Source organism: Crassaminicella thermophila, assembly GCF_008152325.1.
In the GTDB taxonomy this organism is placed as follows: Bacteria; Bacillota; Clostridia; order Peptostreptococcales; family Thermotaleaceae; genus Crassaminicella_A; species Crassaminicella_A thermophila.
The window spans coordinates 1,002,760-1,023,856 of record NZ_CP042243.1; the positions used below are offsets into that span (position 1 = coordinate 1,002,760).

General features: G+C 30.8%; 23 protein-coding genes and 2 pseudogenes. 21 read left to right on the plus strand and 4 right to left on the minus strand.

Features of this window, described 5'->3' with window-relative positions; genetic code table 11:
- Positions 1-162: 162 nt before the first annotated feature.
- Both FQB35_RS04655 and FQB35_RS04660 read left to right on the plus strand, forming a co-directional pair.
- Positions 163-363, plus strand: a complete 201-nt coding sequence (locus tag FQB35_RS04655) for a helix-turn-helix domain-containing protein (protein ID WP_148808864.1) — start codon at positions 163-165, stop codon at positions 361-363.
- 228 nt (positions 364-591) lie between these two features.
- Positions 592-1,203 (plus strand): sce7726 family protein, encoded by a 612-nt coding sequence (locus FQB35_RS04660; protein ID WP_148808865.1) that lies wholly within the window; start codon positions 592-594, stop codon positions 1,201-1,203.
- Here the strand turns inward: FQB35_RS04660 and FQB35_RS04665 are convergent.
- Both FQB35_RS04665 and FQB35_RS16615 read right to left on the minus strand, forming a co-directional pair.
- Positions 1,139-2,176 carry a beta family protein gene (locus tag FQB35_RS04665; protein ID WP_148808866.1) on the minus strand — a complete coding sequence of 346 codons (1,038 nt, stop codon included), beginning with the start codon at positions 2,174-2,176 and terminating at the stop codon, positions 1,139-1,141. The genes FQB35_RS04660 and FQB35_RS04665 overlap by 65 nt on opposite strands.
- Before the next feature lie 408 nt (positions 2,177-2,584).
- Positions 2,585-2,795, minus strand: a pseudogene (locus FQB35_RS16615) (LexA family protein); the annotation flags it as partial.
- A gap of 834 nt (positions 2,796-3,629) precedes the next feature.
- Between FQB35_RS16615 and FQB35_RS04675 the strand changes: the two are divergent.
- The gene (locus FQB35_RS04675) at positions 3,630-3,797 is read left to right on the plus strand and encodes a 4Fe-4S binding protein (RefSeq protein WP_148808868.1); all 168 of its coding nucleotides are present in this window, start codon (positions 3,630-3,632) and stop codon (positions 3,795-3,797) included.
- Positions 3,798-3,877: 80 nt separating this feature from the next.
- Here the strand turns inward: FQB35_RS04675 and FQB35_RS04680 are convergent, their stop codons facing one another.
- Positions 3,878-4,210, minus strand: a complete 333-nt coding sequence (locus tag FQB35_RS04680; protein ID WP_148808869.1) for a hypothetical protein — start codon at positions 4,208-4,210, stop codon at positions 3,878-3,880.
- A gap of 141 nt (positions 4,211-4,351) precedes the next feature.
- On the opposite strand from FQB35_RS04680, the gene FQB35_RS04685 reads away from it, so the two are divergent.
- From FQB35_RS04685 to FQB35_RS04750, 14 genes and pseudogenes are all read left to right on the plus strand, one after another.
- On the plus strand, positions 4,352-4,552 hold the full coding sequence (locus FQB35_RS04685) for a helix-turn-helix transcriptional regulator (RefSeq protein WP_148808870.1): 201 nt from the start codon (positions 4,352-4,354) through the stop codon (positions 4,550-4,552).
- A 146-nt stretch (positions 4,553-4,698) separates the two neighbouring features.
- The gene (locus tag FQB35_RS04690) at positions 4,699-5,592 is read left to right on the plus strand and encodes a ParM/StbA family protein (RefSeq protein WP_148808871.1); all 894 of its coding nucleotides are present in this window, start codon (positions 4,699-4,701) and stop codon (positions 5,590-5,592) included.
- Positions 5,585-5,833 carry a GIG1 family protein gene (locus FQB35_RS04695; RefSeq protein WP_148808872.1) on the plus strand — a complete coding sequence of 83 codons (249 nt, stop codon included), beginning with the start codon at positions 5,585-5,587 and terminating at the stop codon, positions 5,831-5,833. The genes FQB35_RS04690 and FQB35_RS04695 overlap by 8 nt, the downstream gene beginning before the upstream one ends.
- A gap of 350 nt (positions 5,834-6,183) precedes the next feature.
- Entirely contained in the window at positions 6,184-6,429 is a 246-nt protein-coding gene (locus FQB35_RS04700; protein WP_148808873.1) for a hypothetical protein, read from the plus strand.
- Positions 6,430-6,441: 12 nt separating this feature from the next.
- Entirely contained in the window at positions 6,442-8,625 is a 2,184-nt protein-coding gene (locus FQB35_RS04705; RefSeq protein WP_148808874.1) for a type IV secretory system conjugative DNA transfer family protein, read from the plus strand.
- A 95-nt stretch (positions 8,626-8,720) separates the two neighbouring features.
- A pseudogene (locus FQB35_RS04710) lies at positions 8,721-9,098 on the plus strand (manganese catalase family protein); the annotation flags it as partial.
- A gap of 298 nt (positions 9,099-9,396) precedes the next feature.
- A complete protein-coding gene (locus tag FQB35_RS04715; protein WP_148808876.1) occupies positions 9,397-10,701 on the plus strand; it encodes a M20/M25/M40 family metallo-hydrolase in 1,305 nt (434 codons plus the stop codon).
- A 33-nt stretch (positions 10,702-10,734) separates the two neighbouring features.
- Complete coding sequence (locus FQB35_RS04720; protein ID WP_148808877.1) at positions 10,735-12,057, plus strand: M20/M25/M40 family metallo-hydrolase; 1,323 nt, start codon at positions 10,735-10,737, stop codon at positions 12,055-12,057.
- 103 nt (positions 12,058-12,160) lie between these two features.
- Complete coding sequence (locus FQB35_RS04725) at positions 12,161-13,489, plus strand: NAD(P)-dependent oxidoreductase (protein ID WP_148808878.1); 1,329 nt, start codon at positions 12,161-12,163, stop codon at positions 13,487-13,489.
- A gap of 1 nt (position 13,490) precedes the next feature.
- Complete coding sequence (preA, locus tag FQB35_RS04730; protein ID WP_148808879.1) at positions 13,491-14,744, plus strand: NAD-dependent dihydropyrimidine dehydrogenase subunit PreA; 1,254 nt, start codon at positions 13,491-13,493, stop codon at positions 14,742-14,744.
- A gap of 123 nt (positions 14,745-14,867) precedes the next feature.
- On the plus strand, positions 14,868-15,512 hold the full coding sequence (locus FQB35_RS04735) for an HAD family hydrolase (RefSeq protein ID WP_148808880.1): 645 nt from the start codon (positions 14,868-14,870) through the stop codon (positions 15,510-15,512).
- A gap of 96 nt (positions 15,513-15,608) precedes the next feature.
- Complete coding sequence (locus tag FQB35_RS04740; protein WP_207707347.1) at positions 15,609-16,979, plus strand: RsmF rRNA methyltransferase first C-terminal domain-containing protein; 1,371 nt, start codon at positions 15,609-15,611, stop codon at positions 16,977-16,979.
- A gap of 26 nt (positions 16,980-17,005) precedes the next feature.
- Positions 17,006-18,361: a 23S rRNA (uracil(1939)-C(5))-methyltransferase RlmD gene (gene rlmD, locus FQB35_RS04745; RefSeq protein ID WP_148808881.1), complete on the plus strand. Its 1,356-nt coding sequence runs from the start codon at positions 17,006-17,008 to the stop codon at positions 18,359-18,361.
- Position 18,362: 1 nt separating this feature from the next.
- Positions 18,363-18,584, plus strand: a complete 222-nt coding sequence (locus FQB35_RS04750) for a hypothetical protein (RefSeq protein ID WP_148808882.1) — start codon at positions 18,363-18,365, stop codon at positions 18,582-18,584.
- A gap of 265 nt (positions 18,585-18,849) precedes the next feature.
- Here FQB35_RS04750 and FQB35_RS04755 read toward each other — a convergent pair whose 3' ends face one another.
- Positions 18,850-19,062 (minus strand): phage integrase N-terminal SAM-like domain-containing protein, encoded by a 213-nt coding sequence (locus FQB35_RS04755; protein ID WP_148808883.1) that lies wholly within the window; start codon positions 19,060-19,062, stop codon positions 18,850-18,852.
- A gap of 282 nt (positions 19,063-19,344) precedes the next feature.
- Here FQB35_RS04755 and FQB35_RS16385 point away from each other — a divergent pair, with 282 nt between their 5' ends.
- The 4 genes from FQB35_RS16385 to FQB35_RS04770 all read left to right on the plus strand — a co-directional run bounded on the left by FQB35_RS16385 (position 19,345) and on the right by FQB35_RS04770 (position 21,069).
- Positions 19,345-19,473 (plus strand): hypothetical protein, encoded by a 129-nt coding sequence (locus FQB35_RS16385; protein ID WP_269902705.1) that lies wholly within the window; start codon positions 19,345-19,347, stop codon positions 19,471-19,473.
- Between the two features lie 9 nt (positions 19,474-19,482).
- Positions 19,483-19,776, plus strand: a complete 294-nt coding sequence (locus FQB35_RS04760; RefSeq protein ID WP_148808884.1) for a hypothetical protein — start codon at positions 19,483-19,485, stop codon at positions 19,774-19,776.
- Positions 19,777-19,841: 65 nt separating this feature from the next.
- Complete coding sequence (locus FQB35_RS04765; RefSeq protein WP_148808885.1) at positions 19,842-20,399, plus strand: hypothetical protein; 558 nt, start codon at positions 19,842-19,844, stop codon at positions 20,397-20,399.
- Positions 20,400-20,541: 142 nt separating this feature from the next.
- A complete protein-coding gene (locus FQB35_RS04770; RefSeq protein ID WP_408625490.1) occupies positions 20,542-21,069 on the plus strand; it encodes a cellulase family glycosylhydrolase in 528 nt (175 codons plus the stop codon).
- The last annotated feature ends 28 nt before the right edge of the window (positions 21,070-21,097 follow it).

Here is a 21,097-nt window from a genome sequence, read left to right on the forward strand (position 1 = left end):
TATCACATCTAGCATAAAACTATGAATAAAAAATATCTAGTAGGCTTATTGATTATTCAAGCACTTCACTTATTAACACCATATAAAGTATTTGACGTGTTATTTTATCTAGGTATTACAATATTAATAATTGATCTGTTAAGAAGGAAATAGGGTGATTAAATGGCATTTAAAAAAGTATTAGAAGATAACAATGTTTCTGGTTACAGGTTATCAAAGGATACAGGGATACCACAACAAACTATATCAGATTATGTATCTGGGAAAAAGAATTTTAATAGTATGAAAATTGGTGTTGCGAAAAAAATTGCTGATTATCTTGGCATGACATTAGATGAATTATATGAAAAATCTACTGATTAATATTCGCTACTGAAAAGCAATAGGAGAGTTGTATAAGCCATTCTTTTGTTGTATATTAAGGGAATGTGTATGTGGCAGGATTAAGTTGATGTGGAATATTTATACGACATATAGCAATTGTAAAATATTATTAAATATTATATAATATTAATAGCATTAGCTTATACTTACTAATGCTATTATTTTTATTTTTTGCAACTAAAATGTTGTAAGTAAAGGATGATTTTAATGAAGATTTATGATCCAGATATTAGAGAGCTCCTATTAAAAAAGTTTTTAAAAACTAAAGCTTTTATATCTGATCCAACAACTAAATTAATTCATGAAATGGATGTATGTTTTGGTACGTCTAGAATTGATATTGCTGTTATAAACGGAAAGATACATGGATATGAAATAAAAAGTGAGCAAGATACACTTGATAGACTTCCTGCACAAATAGAATCTTATAATAAGATTTTTGATACAATGACGATTGTTACTGGAGAAAATCATATTTCTAAGGTGATTGAAATAGTTCCTGATTGGTGGGGAATATATTATGTTGTAAAAAAGAGCAATCAGCCTATTTTGAAAAGGAAACGCCAATTTAAAATTAATAAAAAGGTAGATACTTTTTATTTAGCGCAGTTACTATGGAAAAATGAATTATTAGAGCTATTGAGATTAAATGGAATAAATAAAGGAGTAAAGAGCAAAACTAGGTTTGCTCTTTGTGAAATAGTGAATGAAAATATTGAAAAACAAAAAATAAAAGATTTTGTAAGAAAAAAACTTAAATCTCGAGAATCTTGGAGAGCTGTTCAATTACAACAGCTATGTGATGATTTGCCCCAATAGTAACCCAATTAGTACTATTTCCGGGGCCTTTATTTTTATTAGCTCTTTCTTTTATTTCTAAATCACCAAAAGAAAATTCTTCTCCAAAGTAATATTTGGACTCATAAACTTCATTTGCCAATTCTCTATAACTTTTGACCATCTTTTTTGTATTATTATTTCTTTTACCCTTCAATACAATATACTGATCCATTGTTGTATATTTAACTTTTGGAAGAGGGCCGTATCTCATTTTAGAAAAATCTAATTCAGTATCGGTGAATTTTGTGACCCCATAATCAGAATAAATTAGTTTGTTTTTCAGATTCTTAAACATAGGCATTTCTAATATTTTATTGAACAGTTTTATGTCGTATCTATTGAAGACGGCTTTTTCTCCTGCAGAAATTGAAGAAAGATTTTCAGGGAATGAAGTTGAAGAAATTATTATCGACTCATAGAAGGTTTCGGGTATAAAAAATTCTTCTAAAATATATTTAAGTTCTCTAAATTGTCTATTAGCTTCATTTTTTTCCGTTATGATATTAAGATCTAAAATTACATCGATAAGTATATTATTACCACGTTTAAAATCTTTAATAGTTTCAAAAATATTTGTGTAACTTGGACCATCAATATCTTCTGGGATAGGTATCCTTACAGCTAATCGGTCTACTAATGGTAATAATAGTTTAGCTGTTTTAGGAAAATCATAAAAAGGTATAATAGGCAATATATTCTTATTGTTTCTTTTGAATTCTTTAATTATTTGTATTAAAAATTCCCTATCATCTTGAGCTGCAATTGTAGTATCAATATATGCAGGATTTTGAAAACAATTATTTAAGCATTCAAATATATTGATAGGTTCTTCATAATCTGTAATTTCAATTAATGGTATAATTCTAGATTTTTGATCGGGATTTAGCATTTTTAAAGCTTCTTGTTCTCCTTTCTTCCATTTTAAAATTGGAACATAAATTTTGTTAGTCATAAAAAAACCTCCTTAAAATGTTATTTTAGTATAAAAGTACTATATAATTACATTTTAAGGGAAATTGCAACATATTTCTATGAAATAGTTTGTAATATTCTGTCGATTCTAATGAAATAAATGAGGAGTCTTATTTAGTATTTTGTAATAACATAGAATTCAATTAAAAACACAAGATTTATTTCCACTCTCACACCCTCCTAAACACTCCTTCGACAACGCCTAGAATATTCTTAGCCGATCTAGTATATTTCCTGAAAGAAATCCTATCATTACTGCGCACAGCTATAATATCATCTTTTTTAGGAGAAACATTTTTCTCAAAAAGTATATGATCTCCTTTTAGAATTCCAAGAGCAATATTATCTTTTGAAGCCTGAACTATGATATGTTTGTTATTTTCCTTTTCTACTATTTCAATGCATCTTGGCTTAGTTGAATCCCTTCTAATATAACCATTCTTTTCAAGATTTTCTAAATGTCCATGTACAGTAGAAGAAGAACTCAAACCAACAGAATTACAAATCTCTCTAACAGTAGGAGGATAGCCTTTCTCATCTATTTCTTTTCTTATATAATCAAGTATTTGTTGTTGTCTTTTACTTAAAGTACGATTCATAGAATCACCTCAAGAAAATAATACCATATATTAGAAATAAAAACAAACATATGTTCGTACATAATGTTTATTTGATCAAAAAAGGGGAAGAGCGCCAAAATAATTGACGCTCTTTTGGGGTTAAGTTTTTACAATTAAACTTTGAAATATGGATCTGTTTTTAGTTGAAAAAATATTCATTTCAATAGTAATTGTTTTCACCCCTTTTTTTGATCACATGTAAGCCCCCTTTTTTTCTTAATTCTTTACAAGTGGTCAGCTTGTGATAATTAAGAAAGTTCCTACTGATAGCTATAACAAAAGTTACTTATGTTAAAATAATCTTATCATCTTTTTCCAAAATTTGCAATATACATATAATAAGTAAGAGTCAAGCCTGTGCTAATATGTTACTGTGTATGAGGCGATTTATCAAATCTGCGCCCGCTCACTGTCACATATAGGATAGTAAGACTCAGGTAGATTGACCAGATCGTAACAGATTCACACCACAAAATCGATAAATAAGTATATAGTGTAATGAAATTGGCAAAACTCTTACTGCACGTTTATATTAAAACAGTTCTATTTGCGATACTGCGCAATAGAAACTGCCAAACTAGCAAACATAAGAAATATTGTTATAACTTCATACATTGTATCAGTGGACCTTTCCCCTATATGTGCCTTGGGTGCAGGAAAATTATACCACAAACAGGGCGATTTATGAGATTTTCGTCATAAATTGCCTGATTGTTTGTTTTTTTGACAATCCTTTTGTCGAAACTTTCCTAAAGGAATCCCCACTTCAACATCAAATACATAATATATACTAAAGACGAGGTGGGGGAGATTATGATTATAAAAGTAGATCAAAGTAAATGTAGTGGATGCAAGAAATGCATAGAAATTTGTCCTGTCAACGCTATAGAAGAAGATATCGTTTCGATAGATATGTCTAGATGTATAAAGTGTCGTTCTTGCGCGGTTTCATGTCCATCAAAAGCTATAGTGATAAAATAAATGTAAAGAGCCTTGGGTATAATCAAAGCTCTTTTTAATATCTAAAATTACTTTGCAAAATAATCTTGCATCTTTAATTTTTATGTTCTTTTTTGCTTTATGTAAGCGATAATAAAAGAAACTATGCCCATAAACACTGCAGTACCAACTGTCCAAAAGGCAACTAGTTTTGCATTAGTAAAAGTAAAAACCACAGCTTTACCTGCTGCATTAAAAGAAGTTTCAATCACTGGGAAAAATATTTTGTCTGCGAAAAAATATAGTGCGAACAGGAATACAAAGATTCCAAGTGGAGCAGCACAAAAATTAAATACTTCACTTTTTCTAAATATTAACCCTAAAATTGCACCAATTGCAGCTAAAGATATACATATCCAAAAAATTTTCCACAAGAATACAGTAATAATTTCCAAAATTAATCACCTCCCTATTTATGTTTATTCAGCACTGTCCAACTATAGTATTAAGATTTTTGTCGAAACTTTCCTAAAGGAATCCCCACTTTAACATAAAATACATAATATATTAACTAAAGATAATATGAGGTGGGGGATATGGGGGTAAAAAATAGGCTAAAAGAGATACGAATGAAGGAGTATATGATGAGTCAAAAGGATTTTTCTAATATGCTGAAAATAAATTATCATCAGTACACAAAGTATGAAAAGAATACTATTCCTGTATTAGAAACAGCTTTGCAAATAGCTAAAAAGTTAAATAAACCTGTTGAAGAAATATTTTGCTTAGATGAATAATCTAGGCAATTTTTTTATAAAAAATTTAGCTAGGACATACATTAATTTAGTTATCTAGCATACATTGATAGTGTAATACAAAATATTAAATCTTATTACAGGTGTGTAATACAAAATATTAATTAGTAATAAAAAGGGGGAGCGAAATGTTAATAGGAGTAGATCAAGGTTATACCTATACAAAAAATTCGAAAGGAGTAATTTTCCCATCAAGAGTGCGAGTGGGTGAAACAATAGACATAAATAATGTAATCGAAGTACAGATTGAAGGGAAAAGTTATATTGTAGGAGAGAAAGAAAGTAATTTTACTGTAGATACCAATAAGGTTGATGATGAAAAAACAAAAGTATGTATATTAACATCTATTGCTAAAAGTACAGAAAGAGAAATAACAGATGTAAAACTAATTACGGGATTACCACCAGGACAGTATAAACAGCAAAAGGAAAAATTAAAAGATATGCTCTTAGATAGCGGACTAACTAAAATTATAATTAATAACCAGAAGAAATATTTACGGATTATTAAAGCTGATGTATTTGTTCAAGGAGCTGGACCTATATTCCTAAACCCTAATCAGTATCGTAATGCAAAAGTGCTAGTTATAGATATTGGAGGGTTGACTATTGATTGTTGCTATTTTGAGAATATGAAACTAGAAAAATACAGAACATATGAAAAAGGTATGCTGAAACTATATAGTCAGATGATCAGTGAGGTGAATTCAAAACTAGAATTAAATCTTGATGTAATAGATGGTGAAAGGGTTTTAAATGAAGGCATAAAGATATACGGTAAATATCAGAATCTGAGATTTCTAGAGCCTGCAATAAATAGCCATGTAGAAGGATTCATGACGGATATAAAGCTTGATTTTCCAATCAAGACAGTTGATTATATTATCCTTATTGGCGGTGGATCGAAGGGATTGAATGAAAGACTCCAAAAGTATATGCCTAATGCAGAGTTATTTCATGATTCGCAGTTTACCAATGCAACCTGTTACGAGCAAATAGGAAGGGTGAGATTTGGTGAGTAGAAAAGTTATACCTGTAAGCATCAACGATGAAAGTATTATCCATCATCTGGAGACAAAAGAAAATGTTTCACGATACATTAGAAATCTAATAAAGAAAGATATGGAACGAGGTGGATTATCACCAGAGCTTAAAAAGTATATCGAAGACTATATTCAGAAAAATTTTAACAGTATTCAAATTAATAAAGAAGATAACGTAATGAAATTTAAAGATCAAATAGATGAAATATTCAACATATAAAATAAAAATACCCTTCCAGACGAAAGGGTATAATATGGCTATCAAGCTGATAAGCAACACTTTGCTATCAGCATATGCGAGTAAATTTGTAAAAATGCATGTTTACTTAAAATTTATGAAATAATTTTTGCTAACATTCCAGAAAGTGCAAAATACAGTAATCCTAACCCGATATGAGTAAGCATGATATCAGCTCCTTAGTTATCATATTATTTTTATTGTTACACGAAAGGAGAAAAAATAAACATGGAATTCTTTTTACGTTTTGTAGTTGTTGCTTTATTAGTTAAGAGTATCTATGAAATTTTATATGGATTGTATTTAGGAATATTTAAAAGGAGGTTCTTCGATTGATAAATAATATTTTTGTTTATGGGGTAATAGGAAAAGGCATCAAGGGGTTAAGCAATAAATTAGATCCAATATTCGTTGATATAGTTAATGAAATATCAAGTTTAAGTTGGAAGGCTCTAGTAACTGTATTAGTAATAGCAGGGATACTTTGGTTATTCGGGAATGAGTTTGGAGCGAAAAAAGTTGCAAGAAATGGAATATACGGATTTTTATTAATTCAAGTAGCTGCAATGTTGTTATAAGAAGGTGGTCCAGTGAAAATAAAAAAGATATATAATTCTAAAATACAAATTATCCCTGATATCAATATAGATAATTCCAAAACAATAGGATTGCTTGAAAATATTCATTGCTATAGAAACTTTTTTAAAAAGATAAGAAAGACAGAAAAAACTATAGGTATTGAATCGCAATATATGACAACATATGAAATTCTAATATCTAAAGAAAATGTATTTTTTTATCTAGGATTTCCAGAACAATTAAAAGACAATGTAACTACAGAACTTAATATATGTTGGAGAAATGCAACCTTTAAAAATATAAAAACTAGAATACCCGTACTAGGAGAAACAAAAGAGTTAGAACTTGCCGAACATTATTTCCTTTCACTAAAGACTGATCTTAGAGGACAATTCCCATTATCACATCTTCTAGAAACCCAAAATATACTACGAGAAAAAGAAAGTGTATTAATTAGATTGGAAATGATACCAGTAAGCCCTACGTGGTACAGAGAGATTGAAGAACATATAAAGAATTTTAACAAAGGTAGAGTAGCAAACAAAACAGCACTGGATATAAAAGAGATAGGCATTAAGTCGGTATCGTTTTTATTAGAAATAGCTTATACAGGCATAGATTTCATTAATGATCTTATAACTGACGAAAAAATTGAACATGAATACATCAACAACAATAGATACGCAAAGTTACTTAGAAATGGTCTAAGTAGAGATACACAGCAAAAAAGCAAATATAATGCGTATAAGACAAAGATATTTATTACTGTTAATTCTAATAGGGCAGATATGATTTTTAGAAATGTACTTAAATCATTTAATTCTATGGCTGGAGATAACAGTTTTATATTAAAAGATCGTAGTAATTATAAAAACATACTTTGCAGTAAAGAATTAGCACAGATAATGCAGATGCCAACAAGGTACTACCAGAAGACATATAAAATTAATAATATAGATAATCGTGAGATAGAGGTTCCTAAACAATTACTTGCAGGTAATATTCCGATTGGAGATGCACAACATAAAGGACTAATAAAAACTACGTATTGGCCAAATGACAAAAATATATTAGCACTTCCTAAAATTATAGTAGGTCCCATGGGTGCTGGAAAATCCGAATATACTAAAATCTTTGCAGTAAATTCAGCTCAAAAAGGTGATAGTGTAATTGTATTTGATTATATTAAAAATTGTGAGCTCAGCGGTGAGATAGCAAAGCATACAGATGCTATAGTAATCGATCTATCAAAGCAAGAAAACTTATTTGCACTAGCATATCCAGAAATAAAAGTACCTGAAGACAACTGGGGAAAATTAAGAGTGGCAAATATGTTAGCGAGACAAGTAGAATACTTGATAGATTCACTATCTGATGAACAATTAAGCCCTCGAATGAGTAGATATTTAGATGCAGCATCAAAAGTTACATTCATACATGAAGGGGCAAAAGTTGCTGATGTTATAGATATACTTACTAACTGGAAAATCCGTAATGAGTTTATAAGGAAAGCAAAGTATTCTGGAATATTCAAAGAAGACGATATTGAAATTGTAGATTTAGATAATTTACATGATAGAGATAAGGATGGAAGAATTGTAGGAACAAAAGAAAGTAAGATAGAAGGAATATTGGATCGTGTTAATATTCTCATGAAAGATATATACTTAAGAACTATGTCAAAAGCAGAAATAAATTATTCTCATAATTTCGTTGATTGGATGGATCAAGGGAAAACAGTCCTTATACAGCTACCAGAACATACATTCACTAATAAACAAATCAAAGATACAATAGTAACATATTTTATGAGTAGGATATGGCTTGCAGCACTACAAAGGAAGAATTATGATAAGGTGTGTCACGTACTTATTGATGAAATATTTCAGGTGCCAACAGCATCTGCATTGATAACTGGAATTATAACAGAAGCTAGAAAATTCGGCGTGGACTTTTATTTTACAATACATTATCTTAAGCAGTTTAGGAAACTTCATGATGCAATACGTTCTGCTGGAGCCTCATATATGTTATTAGCAGGAACAGAAAAAGAAAACTTGAAGAATTTAGAAGAAGAAATAAAACCATTCACCATAGAAGAAGGATTAAATATGAAGCCTTTCCATAGCCTTAACATTATTAATTACGGAAACCAATATGCTAAGTTCATAACTGCATTGCCAAAACCATTATAGAGCAGGATTTTTTCTCCTGCTCTTTTGTATAGAATAAAGAAAAGTGGGAAAGATAATAATAAGATTATTATTAATAACATCATGGCACGGAAGAGTTAGCTCATGTAGAAATGATACAAACTATGATTGTAAAACTGACAAAAGATGTTAATGTTGAAGAAATAAAGAAAGCAGATATGGGACCTTATTATGCTATAAGAGATACAGCTGTATATCCAGCGGATAGTACAGGAAATCCTTGGACTGCAAGCTATGTTTCATCAACAGGAGATCCTATAGCAGATTTATATAATGATATGGCTGCAGAAAAAAAAGCAAAGGCAGTATATGAAAATTTATTAAAATTAACGGATGATGCTTTGTTAAAGGATGCTTTAAGATTTTTACTAGAAAGAGAAATTGTACATTTTAAGAGATTTGGTGAGGCATTAAGAAGTGTAGAAGAGTATAATCAAAGTAAAAGGATTTACTAAAAACTGGGATATTCCCAGTTTTTTGAATGATATTTTGATGAATCAACATGATACAAAAACGAATCAATAATCAGAAAATAAATTATTTTTAGATAAATACAACTATACATCTGGTAAAAAGGTTTTTTAATATAGCTCTTGATTCAAAAATGAATCAAGAGCTTGTTTTTATAAAATAATAAATTTATAAATGATACAAAATAAGCCATTTTATTTCAAAAAATAGTTGGCATATATATTGCATTATTATATTGGCATTAAGCCTCTCATATGAGACAAATATGGAAGGAGGATATATATGTTTGAAAAACTTAATAACCTTGCAGCTGAATTAAAACCACAAGCTGTAGAATTTTGTCAGAGATTAATTCGTACACCAGCTATTTCTGGTGATGAAAAAGAAGTAGCAGATCTTTATTTAGCGGAAATGGAAAAGCTAGGTTATGATGAGGTGTTTCGTGATGAGTGGGGAAATGTAGTTGGAATTATTAAAGGAGATGAACCTGGCCCTACTATTATGTACAATTCACACTTAGACCATGTGGATCCTGGTGACATTAGTGAATGGGAAGGGTATGATCCATACGGTGCAGAGATTGATGTTGTAGATGTAGAAAATCAAGATAGAACAGGACTTGAAAAAGCAGAAGTAATTCATGGCCGTGCAGCAGCTGATGTAAAGGGTGGAGGTGCAACCCAAATTTATGCAGGATATGCTTTAATCAAATTAAGAGAAATGGGGTATAAATTAAAAGGTAACTTTATGTTTACAGGTGTTGTTTTAGAAGAACCTGCAGAACAATTAGGTATGATTAAATTGCTTGATGAAACTTTTCCAAAAAGAGGATTAGATTATGATGGGGTTGTTTCAAGTGAGGCTACATCACTAAAACTTTATTTAGGACACAGAGGACGTGTAGAGCTAAAAGTAACAATTTCTGGTGTTACTTCTCATGGAAGCGCACCGTGGTTAGGAATTAATGCAGTTAATAAAGCTACAAAATTTATTGATAGAGTAGAAGAAGTTGTAGCCCAAAATGCTGGAACTGATAAAGATCTAGGAAAATCAAGCATTGCTTTAACAATTATTAATTGTACACCAGGGGCTCTTTGTATTGTTCCTGATAGAGCGCATATAACTTATGATAGAAGATTTGTTCCAGGGGAGACAGCAGAAAGCTGTTTGAAGGAAATTCAAGGTGTTATTGATGAACTAAGTGCACAAGATCCAGACTTTAGAGCGACTGTTGAGATTGCTGCAGTTCCAAGAACCTCTTATACAGGAAAGACAGCGACTGTTCCAAATATCAAACAAGCTTGGAAAATCGATAAAGAACATCCATTTGTAAAAGCAGCAGCTGATGCAATAGATTCTATTGGAGATCCAGTAAAATATGGATACTGGGATTTTGGAACAGATCTTTCTGTAATATGTGGTAGAGATAAAAAACCTGCTATTGGTTATTCTCCAATGCAAGAAATTTATTGTCATAGACCTATTGATAAAGTAAGAATAGACTATATGGAAAGATCTATTGCTGGAAATGCATCTATATTCCTAAAGTTAGTTGATCTCCCAAAAGAATCTTTTAAGCTTGAATAAATTTTTTAAATACATAAACAAGGAGTGTAGAAAATGAGTAAAGAGATGATTCAAAAGCTAAGTGAAATAGCAAAAGAATTAAAACCTGAGGTCGTTAAATTTGCGCAAAAATTAATCAAAACACCTAGTATAAGTGGAGAAGAAGGACAATTAGCTGAATTGTTATTAGCTGAAATGGAGAAATTAGGTTATGATGAATATTTCAGAGATGAGCAAGGAAATATTGTTGGGATTATTAATGGAGATGAAGAAGGGCCAACTATTATGTTCAATTCACATATGGATCATGTTAGTCCTGGTGATGTAGCAAACTGGGAAGGTTATGATCCATATGGAGCAGAAATAGATATTTGTGAAGTTGATAATCAAGATAAAACAGAAAAAGAAATGGTAGAGTGTATACATGGACGTGCTGCATCGGATGTAAAAGGTGGAGAAGCTGCTCAAATTTATGCTGGAGCTGTATTGCTAAAACTTCGTGAGCTTGGTTATAAATTTAAAGGAAAATTCATGTTTACTGGTGTAGTTCAGGAAGAACCTGCTGAGATGGTTGGTATGAGTTATCTTATTGATAAGACTTTACCAGAAAAAGGATTGACTTACGATGCAATGGTTTCTTCTGAAGCAACTTCATTAAAACTTTATTGTGGTCATAGAGGTCGTGTTGAAATGTTAGCAACAGTTTATGGTCGTACTTCTCATGGAAGTGCACCATGGCTTGGAATTAATGCTATATATAAAGCAATGCCACTAATTTCTAAGATAAAGGATGAATTATATCCTAACCTTCCCGCTGATGAGGACTTAGGTCAAGCATCTCTTTCATTGAATATTATTGAATGTTCTCCAGGAGCATTATCTATTGTTCCAGATAGATGTATGCTTTCTATTGATAGACGTACTATTCCAGGTGAAACTGCCGAAACAGCTATAAAAGAAATTCAAGGAGCTATTGAAGAATTAGCAGCGCTAGATCCTGAATTCAAAGCAGATGTCATTGTAAAATCTGCTTTAGAAAGATCTTATACAGGTGTAGAAATCAATGCTAAAAAGGATATGAGTCCTTGGAAAACACCAAGAGATCATGGATTTGTTAAAGCGGCTGCACAAGCATTAGAAGAGATTGGCCAACCAGTTAAATATGGTTATTGGGATTTTGGTACAGATGGAAGCAAAACAGCAGGTATAGATAGAAAACCTACGATTGGATATTCTCCAATGCAAGAACAGTATGCACATACTCCATATGATAAAGTGCGTACTGACTATATTGAGAAAGCTGTAGCAGGAAATGCAGCAATTTTCTTAAAAGTTACTGAAGCGGGTGAAGATGCATATAAGCCTTTAGAATGGTAATTTGTAATTTTTTAGAATATTTAAAATAAATAGACTAAATTCAACTTTGGATAAGTTGAGTTTAGTCTAGCAAAATAATAACAAATTAAAGGAGGAATAGCACTTGGAAACAAAGCAAAAATATTTAACTGAAGCTGTACCATCTTTCACACCACGTACAGCTATGGAAGAAGCTGCAAGATGTTTATTATGTCATGATGCTCCATGTAGTAAAGCATGTCCTGCAGGAACAAATCCTGGTAAATTTATACGTTCTATCCGTTTTAGAAATATTAAAGGTGCTGCTGAAACTATCAGAGAAAATAATGTATTAGGCGGAATATGTGCACGTGTTTGTCCTTATGATAAGCTTTGTGAAGAAGCTTGTTCAAGAACAGGTATCGATAGACCAATTCAAATCGGCAGATTACAAAGATATGTTACAGATCAGGAAAAAGCATTCGGTATGAAAATACTTAAAGCAGTAGAAGCTACAAAAGAAAAAGTTGCATGTATCGGTTCTGGCCCTGCATCTTTAGCTGCAGCTGCTGGTCTTGCACTTAAGGGTTATAAGGTAACAGTATTTGAAGAAAAAGAAAAAGCTGGTGGATTTTTAACTTATGGAATAATTCCATCTCGTTTACCACAAAGTGTAGTAGATGAAGAAGTTCAATACATAAAAGATTTAGGTGTTGAATTCAAATTCAACTGCAAAGTAGGTAAAGATATTACAATTGAAGAATTAAGAAAAGAAGGTTATGCTGCATTCTTCCTAGCTACTGGTACACAATTACCGAAAACAATTGATATACCAGGAGTAGATTTAGATGGTGTTACTACTGCTGTGGATTTCTTAGCAGCGGCTAAACCAAATAATGGAGATATCGAGGTTGGAGAAAATGTTGTTGTAATCGGTGGTGGAGACGTTGCAATGGACTGTGCAACAACTGCAAGATTACTTGGGGCTAAAAAAGTAACTGTTCTTTACAGAAGAACACAAGAAGAAATGCCTGCTAACAAAGAAGAATTAAAATTTGCTCAATCTCTTGGTGTAAACTTTGCTTATACATTTAGACCAGGTGAAATTCTTGGAAAAGATGGTAAGGTTGTTGCAATCACAGGAGAAGGTACTGATGGAGAATCAAAGATTCAATTAAAGGCAGATAAGGTTATTTTTGCTATTGGTCAAAAGGCTGATGACTTAAAAGAAATTGTAGCGGATATTGAGCTTAATGAGAAGAATTTGGTCGTTGCAGATGAAGAGGCAGACTGCAAAACAAATATTCCTTATATTTTTGCTGCTGGAGATGTAGTAAATGGCGGTAAAACAGTAGTACATGCTGTTGCAGCAGGTAAAGTAGCTGTTGATAGTATAGATGAGTATTTAACTTCAATAAGAGAAATTGAAGCTACTGATAAAGAAGTAGCTGCAGAGAAAGAAGGTGCGAGATAATATGGCAATCAAAAAGGACTTATCAATAGAATATCTTGGTGTGAAATTTGAAAATCCGTTTTGTCTATCTTCTTCCCCTGTAGGAAGCAATTATGAAATGTGTTCTAAAGCACTTGAAGCAGGTTGGGGCGGCGTTGTTTATAAAACAGTAGGTATATTTATTGCTGATGAATGTTCTCCTAGATTTGACAATGGAAATAAAGAAGGCACTCCATGGATAGGATTTAAAAATATGGAACAAATTTCAGATAAGCCTCTTGAAAAGAATCTTGAAATGATGTCAAAATTAAAGAAAGATTATCCAAATAAAGTGCTTATAGCTTCTATTATGGGTAGTAATGAAGAAGAATGGGCAAAGCTTGCAAAATTAGTTACAGAAGCTGGTGCTGACATGATTGAGTGTAACTTCTCATGTCCACAGATGACTAGTCATGCTATGGGTTCAGATGTAGGTCAAAATCCAGAGTTAGTGAAAAAATATTCTAAAATTGTATCAGAAGCTACACATATTCCAGTGATTGCCAAGATGACACCAAATATTGGTAATATGGAAATTCCAGCTATCGCTGCGATTGAAGGTGGAGCGCATAGTATTTCTGCTATAAATACAATAAAATCTATAACAAACCTTGATTTAGATCATTTAACAGCTATGCCTGTTGTAAATGGCAAATCTTCAATCTCTGGATATTCTGGAGCAGCTTGTAAACCAATAGCACTACGTTTTATTGCTCAAATGAAGCAACATCCAAAATTGAAAGATGTAGAAATAAGTGGTATGGGCGGTATTGAAACTTGGAGAGATGCAGCTGAGTTTATTATGCTAGGATGTAGAAACCTTCAAGTAACTACTGCAATTATGCAATATGGTTACAGAATTGTTGAAGATATGATTAGCGGTCTTTCTTACTTTATGGAAGAAAAAGGATTTAATTCACTAGATGAAATGGTTGGAATTGCTCTTCCAAATATCATCCCTGCAGAAGAACTTGACCGTGATTTTAAAATTATACCAAAAATTGATGATGAAAAATGTGTTGGATGTGGACGTTGTTACATTTCTTGCTTTGACGGGGCACATCAAGCAATTGACTGGGATGAAGAAAAACGCCGTCCAGTAATTAATGATAATTGTGTTGGTTGTCATCTTTGTCTAAATATATGCCCTGTACAAGGATGTATTACTCCTGGTGAAGTAAAGTTCAAAGAAGGAAGAGAACCTCACGATGTTATTTTTAAAACAAAATATGAGTAAAATAACAAAACCCTTCGCATAAAGCGAGGGGTTTTTATTTATGCATAGATTTGATTATTGAATAAGATTATAAGATATGATAATCTAAAAAGAGTATATATGAAGAAAGTTAGGGGATAAACGATGCTAAAAAATATTCATGCTGTTATTTTTGATTTAGATGGTACATTAGTAAATTCTATGTGGATATGGAAACAAATCGATATAGACTATTTAGGAAAAAGAGGAATTGAATTACCAGATGATTTGCAGAAAGAAATAGAAGGCATGAGTTTTACAGAAACTGCCTATTACTTCAAAGAGAGGTTTGGATTAAAAGATTCTATAGAAGAAATAAAAGCAGAATGGATGGAGATGACAAAAGATTATTATGAAAATAAGATAGAATTAAAAAGAGGGGTATATCCTTTGCTAAAAGAGCTAAAAAATAAAGGAATAAAGATGGGAATTGGTACAAGCAATGCAAAAGAATTGGCAGAAGCAGTCCTTAGAAGAAATAATATAATAAATTTTTTTGATTCTATACGTACAAGCTGTGAAGTAAAAAAAGGAAAGCCTCATCCAGATATATTTTTAAAAGTCGCTGAGGATTTAGGTGTAGCTCCTGAGAGATGTTTGGTTTTTGAAGATACTTATGCTGGTGTGCTTGCGGCAAAAAGAGCTGGCATGAAGGCTTTTGCAATTGCAGATGAAAGCTCATTTGAATATAAAGAAGATATTTCTTCTTTAGCTGATTTATATATAGAATGTTTTGAAGAGATCGCATAAGCCGAGTAGATACTCGGCTTTTTATCTGATTGTAAATTGATCTTTATTATTTATATCAAAAGGAAATAATAATGATATTACAAATGAGGTGATATCTTGATTGATTTGCCAAGAGAATTTGAAGAGAGAATGAAAAAGTTATTGAAAGAGGAATATGAAAGTTTTATAAAAACTTATAATGAGATGAAAACACAAGGATTGAGAGTAAACACACTTAAAATTGATATAGATGAATTTTTAAAGATAAGTCATTTTAAGCTTAATAAGGTTTTATGGGCAGAAGAAGGATTTTATTATAAGGAAGAAGATAAACCAGGCAAGAATCCATACCATGAAGCAGGACTTTACTATATACAAGAGCCTAGTGCTATGGCAGTAGGAACATTGTTAAACCCTCAGCCAGGAGATAGAGTATTGGATTTATGTGCAGCACCTGGAGGGAAATCTACGCATATTGCTGCAAAGTTAAAAGGAGAAGGGCTACTAGTAGCGAATGAAATTTATCCAGCAAGAAGTAAGATTTTATCTCAAAATATTGAAAGAATGGGCATTAAAAATTGTATTGTAACAAATGAAAGCCCTCAGAAGCTTTCAATGAAGTTTAAAAACTTTTTTCATAGAATTTTGGTTGATGCTCCTTGCTCAGGGGAAGGTATGTTTAGAAAAGATCCTGCTACTTGTAGGGAATGGAGCTTAGACAATGTGTCCATGTGTGCACAAAGGCAGCTAGATATTTTAGAAGAAGCACAAAAAATGCTTATGCCAGAAGGGATACTGGTATATTCTACTTGTACCTTTTCACATGAAGAAAATGAAGGCGTAATCGAAAAATTTTTAAAAAAACATCCAGAATTTACAATAGAAGAAGTAAAAGGATTTGAAGGATTCAGTCATGGAAGAGAAGATTGGATTTTATCAGAGGAGCTATCTTTAAGAAAGACAATAAGATTATGGCCTCACAAACTAAAGGGAGAAGGCCACTTTATAGCAGTACTTAAAAAACAGGATGGAGAAGAAGGAAAGATAAAAAATAATAGAAAAAAAATAGATAAAAAGAGCCTAAAATACTATTATGATTTTGCAAAACAATATTTGCAAAATCCTTTAGAAGGATATTTTATATTGTTTGGTGATCAATTATATATTTTGCCAGAAGGTGTGCCTGATTTAGAAAAATTAAAAGTAGTTAGACCAGGGTTACATTTAGGAATCATAAAAAAGAATAGATTTGAACCTTCTCATGCACTTGCATTGAGTTTAAACTATAAAGAAGTGAAAAATAATATTTTTATGGATGCAGACAGCAGTGAAATTATAGCTTATTTAAAAGGGGAATCTATGTATTTTGATGGAAAAAGAGGCTGGAATCTTGTAAGCGTTGATGGATATGCTATTGGATGGTGTAAAATTGCAAACAATATGTTAAAAAACCACTATCCGAAGGGATTAAGATGGGTTGGTTTATAATCAATATATAGAAAGTAGGAGAATGTATGAAGAAAAAAGATATTATAGAGATAAAAATAGAAGATTTAGAATTTCCTTCAAAAGGGATTGGCTATTATGAAGGGAAAAAAGTATATGTAAAAAATACAATTCCAAATCAAGTGGTTCGTATAGCTATTAAAAAGATTAGGAAAGATTATGCAGAAGGAAAGCTGCTAGAAGTAATTGAACGATCACCAGTAGAAGAAGCATCTTTTTGTGAACATTTTGGAGTTTGTGGTGGATGTGCTCATCAAACAATACCTTATAGTAAACAGCTATATATGAAAGCAAAGCTTGTAAAAAAATTATTAGATGAAGCAGGAATAAAAGATTATGAGTTTTTAGGTATAGAAGGAAGTCCAGAAGAATTTGCTTATAGAAATAAGATGGAATATTCATTTGGTAATGAGAAAAAAGGCGGAGAACTAACTTTAGGAATGCATAAAAAAGGAAGATTTCATGATGTAGTAACAGTAGATAAATGTAGAATTGTTGATGAGGATTTTAATAGTATTTTAAAAACGATGCTAAAATATTTTAGAGAAAAGAAGGTACCTTTATATAACAATAAAACCCATGAAGGTTATTTAAGACATTTAGTTGTTAGAAAGGCGAAAAAAACAGAAGAAATAGTTTTAAATCTTGTAACTACAACCCAGATTAATTTTGATATGACAGAATTAGTAGAGAAGATAAAAAATCTTGATTTAGAAGGAAAGCTTGTAGGTTTTTTACATACTTTTAACGATAATATTGCTGATGCTGTTGTAAGTGATAAAACAGAAGTTTTATGGGGACAAGACTATTTCACAGAAGAAATACTAGGACTTAAATTTAAAATTTCTGCTTTTTCATTCTTCCAAACAAACTCACTAGGGGCAGAGAAATTATATAGCATTGTAATAGATTTTATGGGGGATGCAGAAAATAAAACTGTATTTGATCTATATTGTGGAACAGGTACGATTGGTCAAATTGTAGCAAAAAAAGCACAAAAAGTGATTGGTATAGAATTGATTGAAGAAGCAGTAGATGCTGCCAATAAAAATGCTAAATTGAATGGACTTTCAAACTGTAAATTCATTGCAGGAGATGTACTTAAAAAAATAGATGAGTTAAAAGAAAAGCCAGATATTATTATACTAGACCCTCCAAGAGCAGGGGTACATCCAAAGGCATTAAAAAAGGTACTAAATTATAAGGCACCTGAAATTGTCTATGTATCTTGCAATCCTAAAAGCTTAGCAGAAAATTTGGTAGAGGTACAAAAGGCAGGATATAAAGTAGAAAAAGTAAAATGTATGGATATGTTCCCGCATACGCCGCATGTGGAGACGGTAGTCAAGCTATATAGAAAATAATATGTGGTATTTTACTAAAAAAGCAGTATTTATTGTATTTGCTTTTATATTATCTGGTGTTTTATTTATATTATTAAAATTATTATTGATAGCTGGAAAGGTCATCGTTATAGAATTACTTGGAGAAACAGGTGAGATATTAATCAATGCAGTTGGTATCTGCTGTGCTGGACTTTGGATATACAGAAAATTTAAGTGTTATAAAAATAAAATGCATATTTAGGTATCATAAAGGGCATCTATTTGAATGGTAGATGCTTTTTATTATGCTTAATTTTAAATTATTGTTTAAAGTTATATAATGTTTGAAAATGCTAGTTCATAGGGGTAGTACCAGCAACCGTGTCACCAGACGCAAAGTAACTGGTAATAAATACAAGTCTATAACAAATTAGTAGACTGGATCTTTATATAATCTTTCCTTGATACAACAATATTATTTTGAATGTTTTCATCTACCATAAATTCATTAAATTTAATAAGAGCTGCTAATTTAGCATTAATGGTCTTAGCGGAGTCTTTTTTATATTTTTCAAATAACTCTTATAATCTAAAATATTTTCTCTATGTAATCCCTTAAAATTTATTTCAAAAGATTCTTTAAACCAATCCAAATAAAGCTTCATATGTCTTAAATAACTTTTGATTGTATTCTCACTTTTACCATTCTTTCTTAGATACTCTTCAAATAAGTCTAACATAAATACATCCTGTAAATTATGTTTAACAAAATTTTGCCCAGTTTTCTTAATTTATGTTTAGCCCAGTACCTATATTATATCATATTCTACCCAGTGGTTAAGCATAAGTTATCTTATGTCGAGCATTGATGAAACTTATTCCTTTTACAAAATGCACTATTATAGCTACAATTTTAACATATAAAAAAATACAAAATTTTACATTTTCCACAAATAAGATGTGCTATATTATTTTATAGAATATTTATAATAAAATAATAAAAAGGGGATTTTGACATAAATTTGAAAAAAATATCATTATTTATTTTATTAAGTTTAGTATTGAAATCAATGTTTCCATGCTTAACTTTTGCAGAAAAGGATATTGATATATCATCAACATTTGACTGCTGGGATGAAACAGTAAAATAAAATGTATATGTGACAGATAGTGTATATTGCGATGAAGTAGAGTTTTCAGAGATTATTGGTAATAATGAAGACTTTAAAGAAGTAGAAGTTAAAATTAATGTAAACAAACAAGATATTTTAGCAATATGGAATCCTGGTAGAAGTCCAGAAAAAGATGGAATATATGTAGACAGTAACAAACATCTAAGGTTTAAGAATGATGCAGGAAGATTTGTTTCTATGTTAAAAACATCAAATTGTAAATTATATAGTTTCGATAGACATAATATTAAACTTAGAAGTAACTGGACAAGTAGATGTTGAATAAACTATTTTGTTATAGTGAGCAAGAAAATTGACTAAGTTCTTTTTAAAGAGGGGAATAGATAATGAAATTTAATGAATATAAAAAAATGGTAACTATTAGTTTTGTTATATTAGTATTTGTAATTGTTTTTATTTACATAAGTACTAAAAACAAAGTACATTTTGAGGTTGTAGAAGAAAAGTCAATGCCTAATGTAGTGAAAAATATATTAGAATCTTATTATTATTGTGATTCAATAGAATTTAATGAAACAGCTACAATTGCATTAAAAGATAATTATGATGAAAATACAAAAGAAAATATAAACTCTAAATTAGATAAAGCACAAAAAATGGCAGATTTACAAAAAGAGTATGATATCCGATGTTCTAAAAACATGATAGTTTATAAAGAAAAAAATGAAGTATATATAGTAATAACAAGGGGGATTGTATCTAGTTCAGCTCATCAAATAGAGATAAAAAAGGTAAAAAAAGATAAAAATGAATTAACAGTGTATGCAAAATTTATTTTCAATAAAGAATGTATAAATATTCCTAATGCAGTAACTAGTACGATTTTATTAAAAACAAATCTTCAAGAAATCCCTAAGAGTGTACGATTGCAAGAAACTCATTAATATTATGTAGAAATGATTTTCATCAAATTATAAAAGACAGGAACCCCTTTCTGACATTTTGTATGAGGGCAGCAGGGATTGAAGAATTTATTAAAAGAGGAGAAAGAAAAATGAGAAAAACAATTATATTTTTACTTACTATATTTTTTATTATGAGTTTACAGAGAAGCTAAATGAACTTTATGAAAAGGTTGTTACTGAAATTAGAAAGATAAGCCCTACAAGAATTATTATTATTTCTCCAAGAATACGTTCTGGCGCAGATTACTTAAAAGAACTCAAAATCCCAACAAAGAGCAATGGCTACATTATGGCAGAATGGCATTTTTATGCATCTGGCCCTAGTAAAACTAATGAAAAGAAACTATGGACAACAGGAACAGAAGAAGAAAAGCAGTTAATCACTAATAAAATTAATATCGCATTAGAATGGCAAAAAAACACAGGAATTCCTACATGGGTAGGTGCTTGGATGCCTAGCAATTACAATGATGGCAATGATTATTCTATTAATGAACAAGTAAAATTTGCAAAATATATGTCTAAACAACTTTATAATGTTGGAATACCTTTTGCTGTTAATTCGGATACTAAGTTTTACAATCGTGAATTTAATAAATGGGTTGAAGAGACTCAACCGGTTTTTGAGAGTATTTTTAGCAATAAATGAATTTGAGTGTTTCTTTGTGTATAAAGAA

Coding starts and splice junctions, on each gene's coding strand:
- rlmD (WP_148808881.1), top strand. CDS start 17,006: ATGAAGAAAAAAGATATTATAGAGATAAAAATAGAAGATTTAGAATTT.
- FQB35_RS04655 (WP_148808864.1), top strand. CDS start 163: ATGGCATTTAAAAAAGTATTAGAAGATAACAATGTTTCTGGTTACAGG.
- FQB35_RS04660 (WP_148808865.1), top strand. CDS start 592: ATGAAGATTTATGATCCAGATATTAGAGAGCTCCTATTAAAAAAGTTT.
- FQB35_RS04675 (WP_148808868.1), top strand. CDS start 3,630: ATGATTATAAAAGTAGATCAAAGTAAATGTAGTGGATGCAAGAAATGC.
- FQB35_RS04750 (WP_148808882.1), top strand. CDS start 18,363: ATGTGGTATTTTACTAAAAAAGCAGTATTTATTGTATTTGCTTTTATA.
- FQB35_RS04765 (WP_148808885.1), top strand. CDS start 19,842: ATGAAATTTAATGAATATAAAAAAATGGTAACTATTAGTTTTGTTATA.
- FQB35_RS04735 (WP_148808880.1), top strand. CDS start 14,868: ATGCTAAAAAATATTCATGCTGTTATTTTTGATTTAGATGGTACATTA.
- FQB35_RS04665 (WP_148808866.1), bottom strand. CDS start 2,176: ATGACTAACAAAATTTATGTTCCAATTTTAAAATGGAAGAAAGGAGAA.
- FQB35_RS04685 (WP_148808870.1), top strand. CDS start 4,352: ATGGGGGTAAAAAATAGGCTAAAAGAGATACGAATGAAGGAGTATATG.
- FQB35_RS04720 (WP_148808877.1), top strand. CDS start 10,735: ATGAGTAAAGAGATGATTCAAAAGCTAAGTGAAATAGCAAAAGAATTA.
- preA (WP_148808879.1), top strand. CDS start 13,491: ATGGCAATCAAAAAGGACTTATCAATAGAATATCTTGGTGTGAAATTT.
- FQB35_RS04715 (WP_148808876.1), top strand. CDS start 9,397: ATGTTTGAAAAACTTAATAACCTTGCAGCTGAATTAAAACCACAAGCT.
- FQB35_RS04690 (WP_148808871.1), top strand. CDS start 4,699: ATGTTAATAGGAGTAGATCAAGGTTATACCTATACAAAAAATTCGAAA.
- FQB35_RS04755 (WP_148808883.1), bottom strand. CDS start 19,062: ATGTTAGACTTATTTGAAGAGTATCTAAGAAAGAATGGTAAAAGTGAG.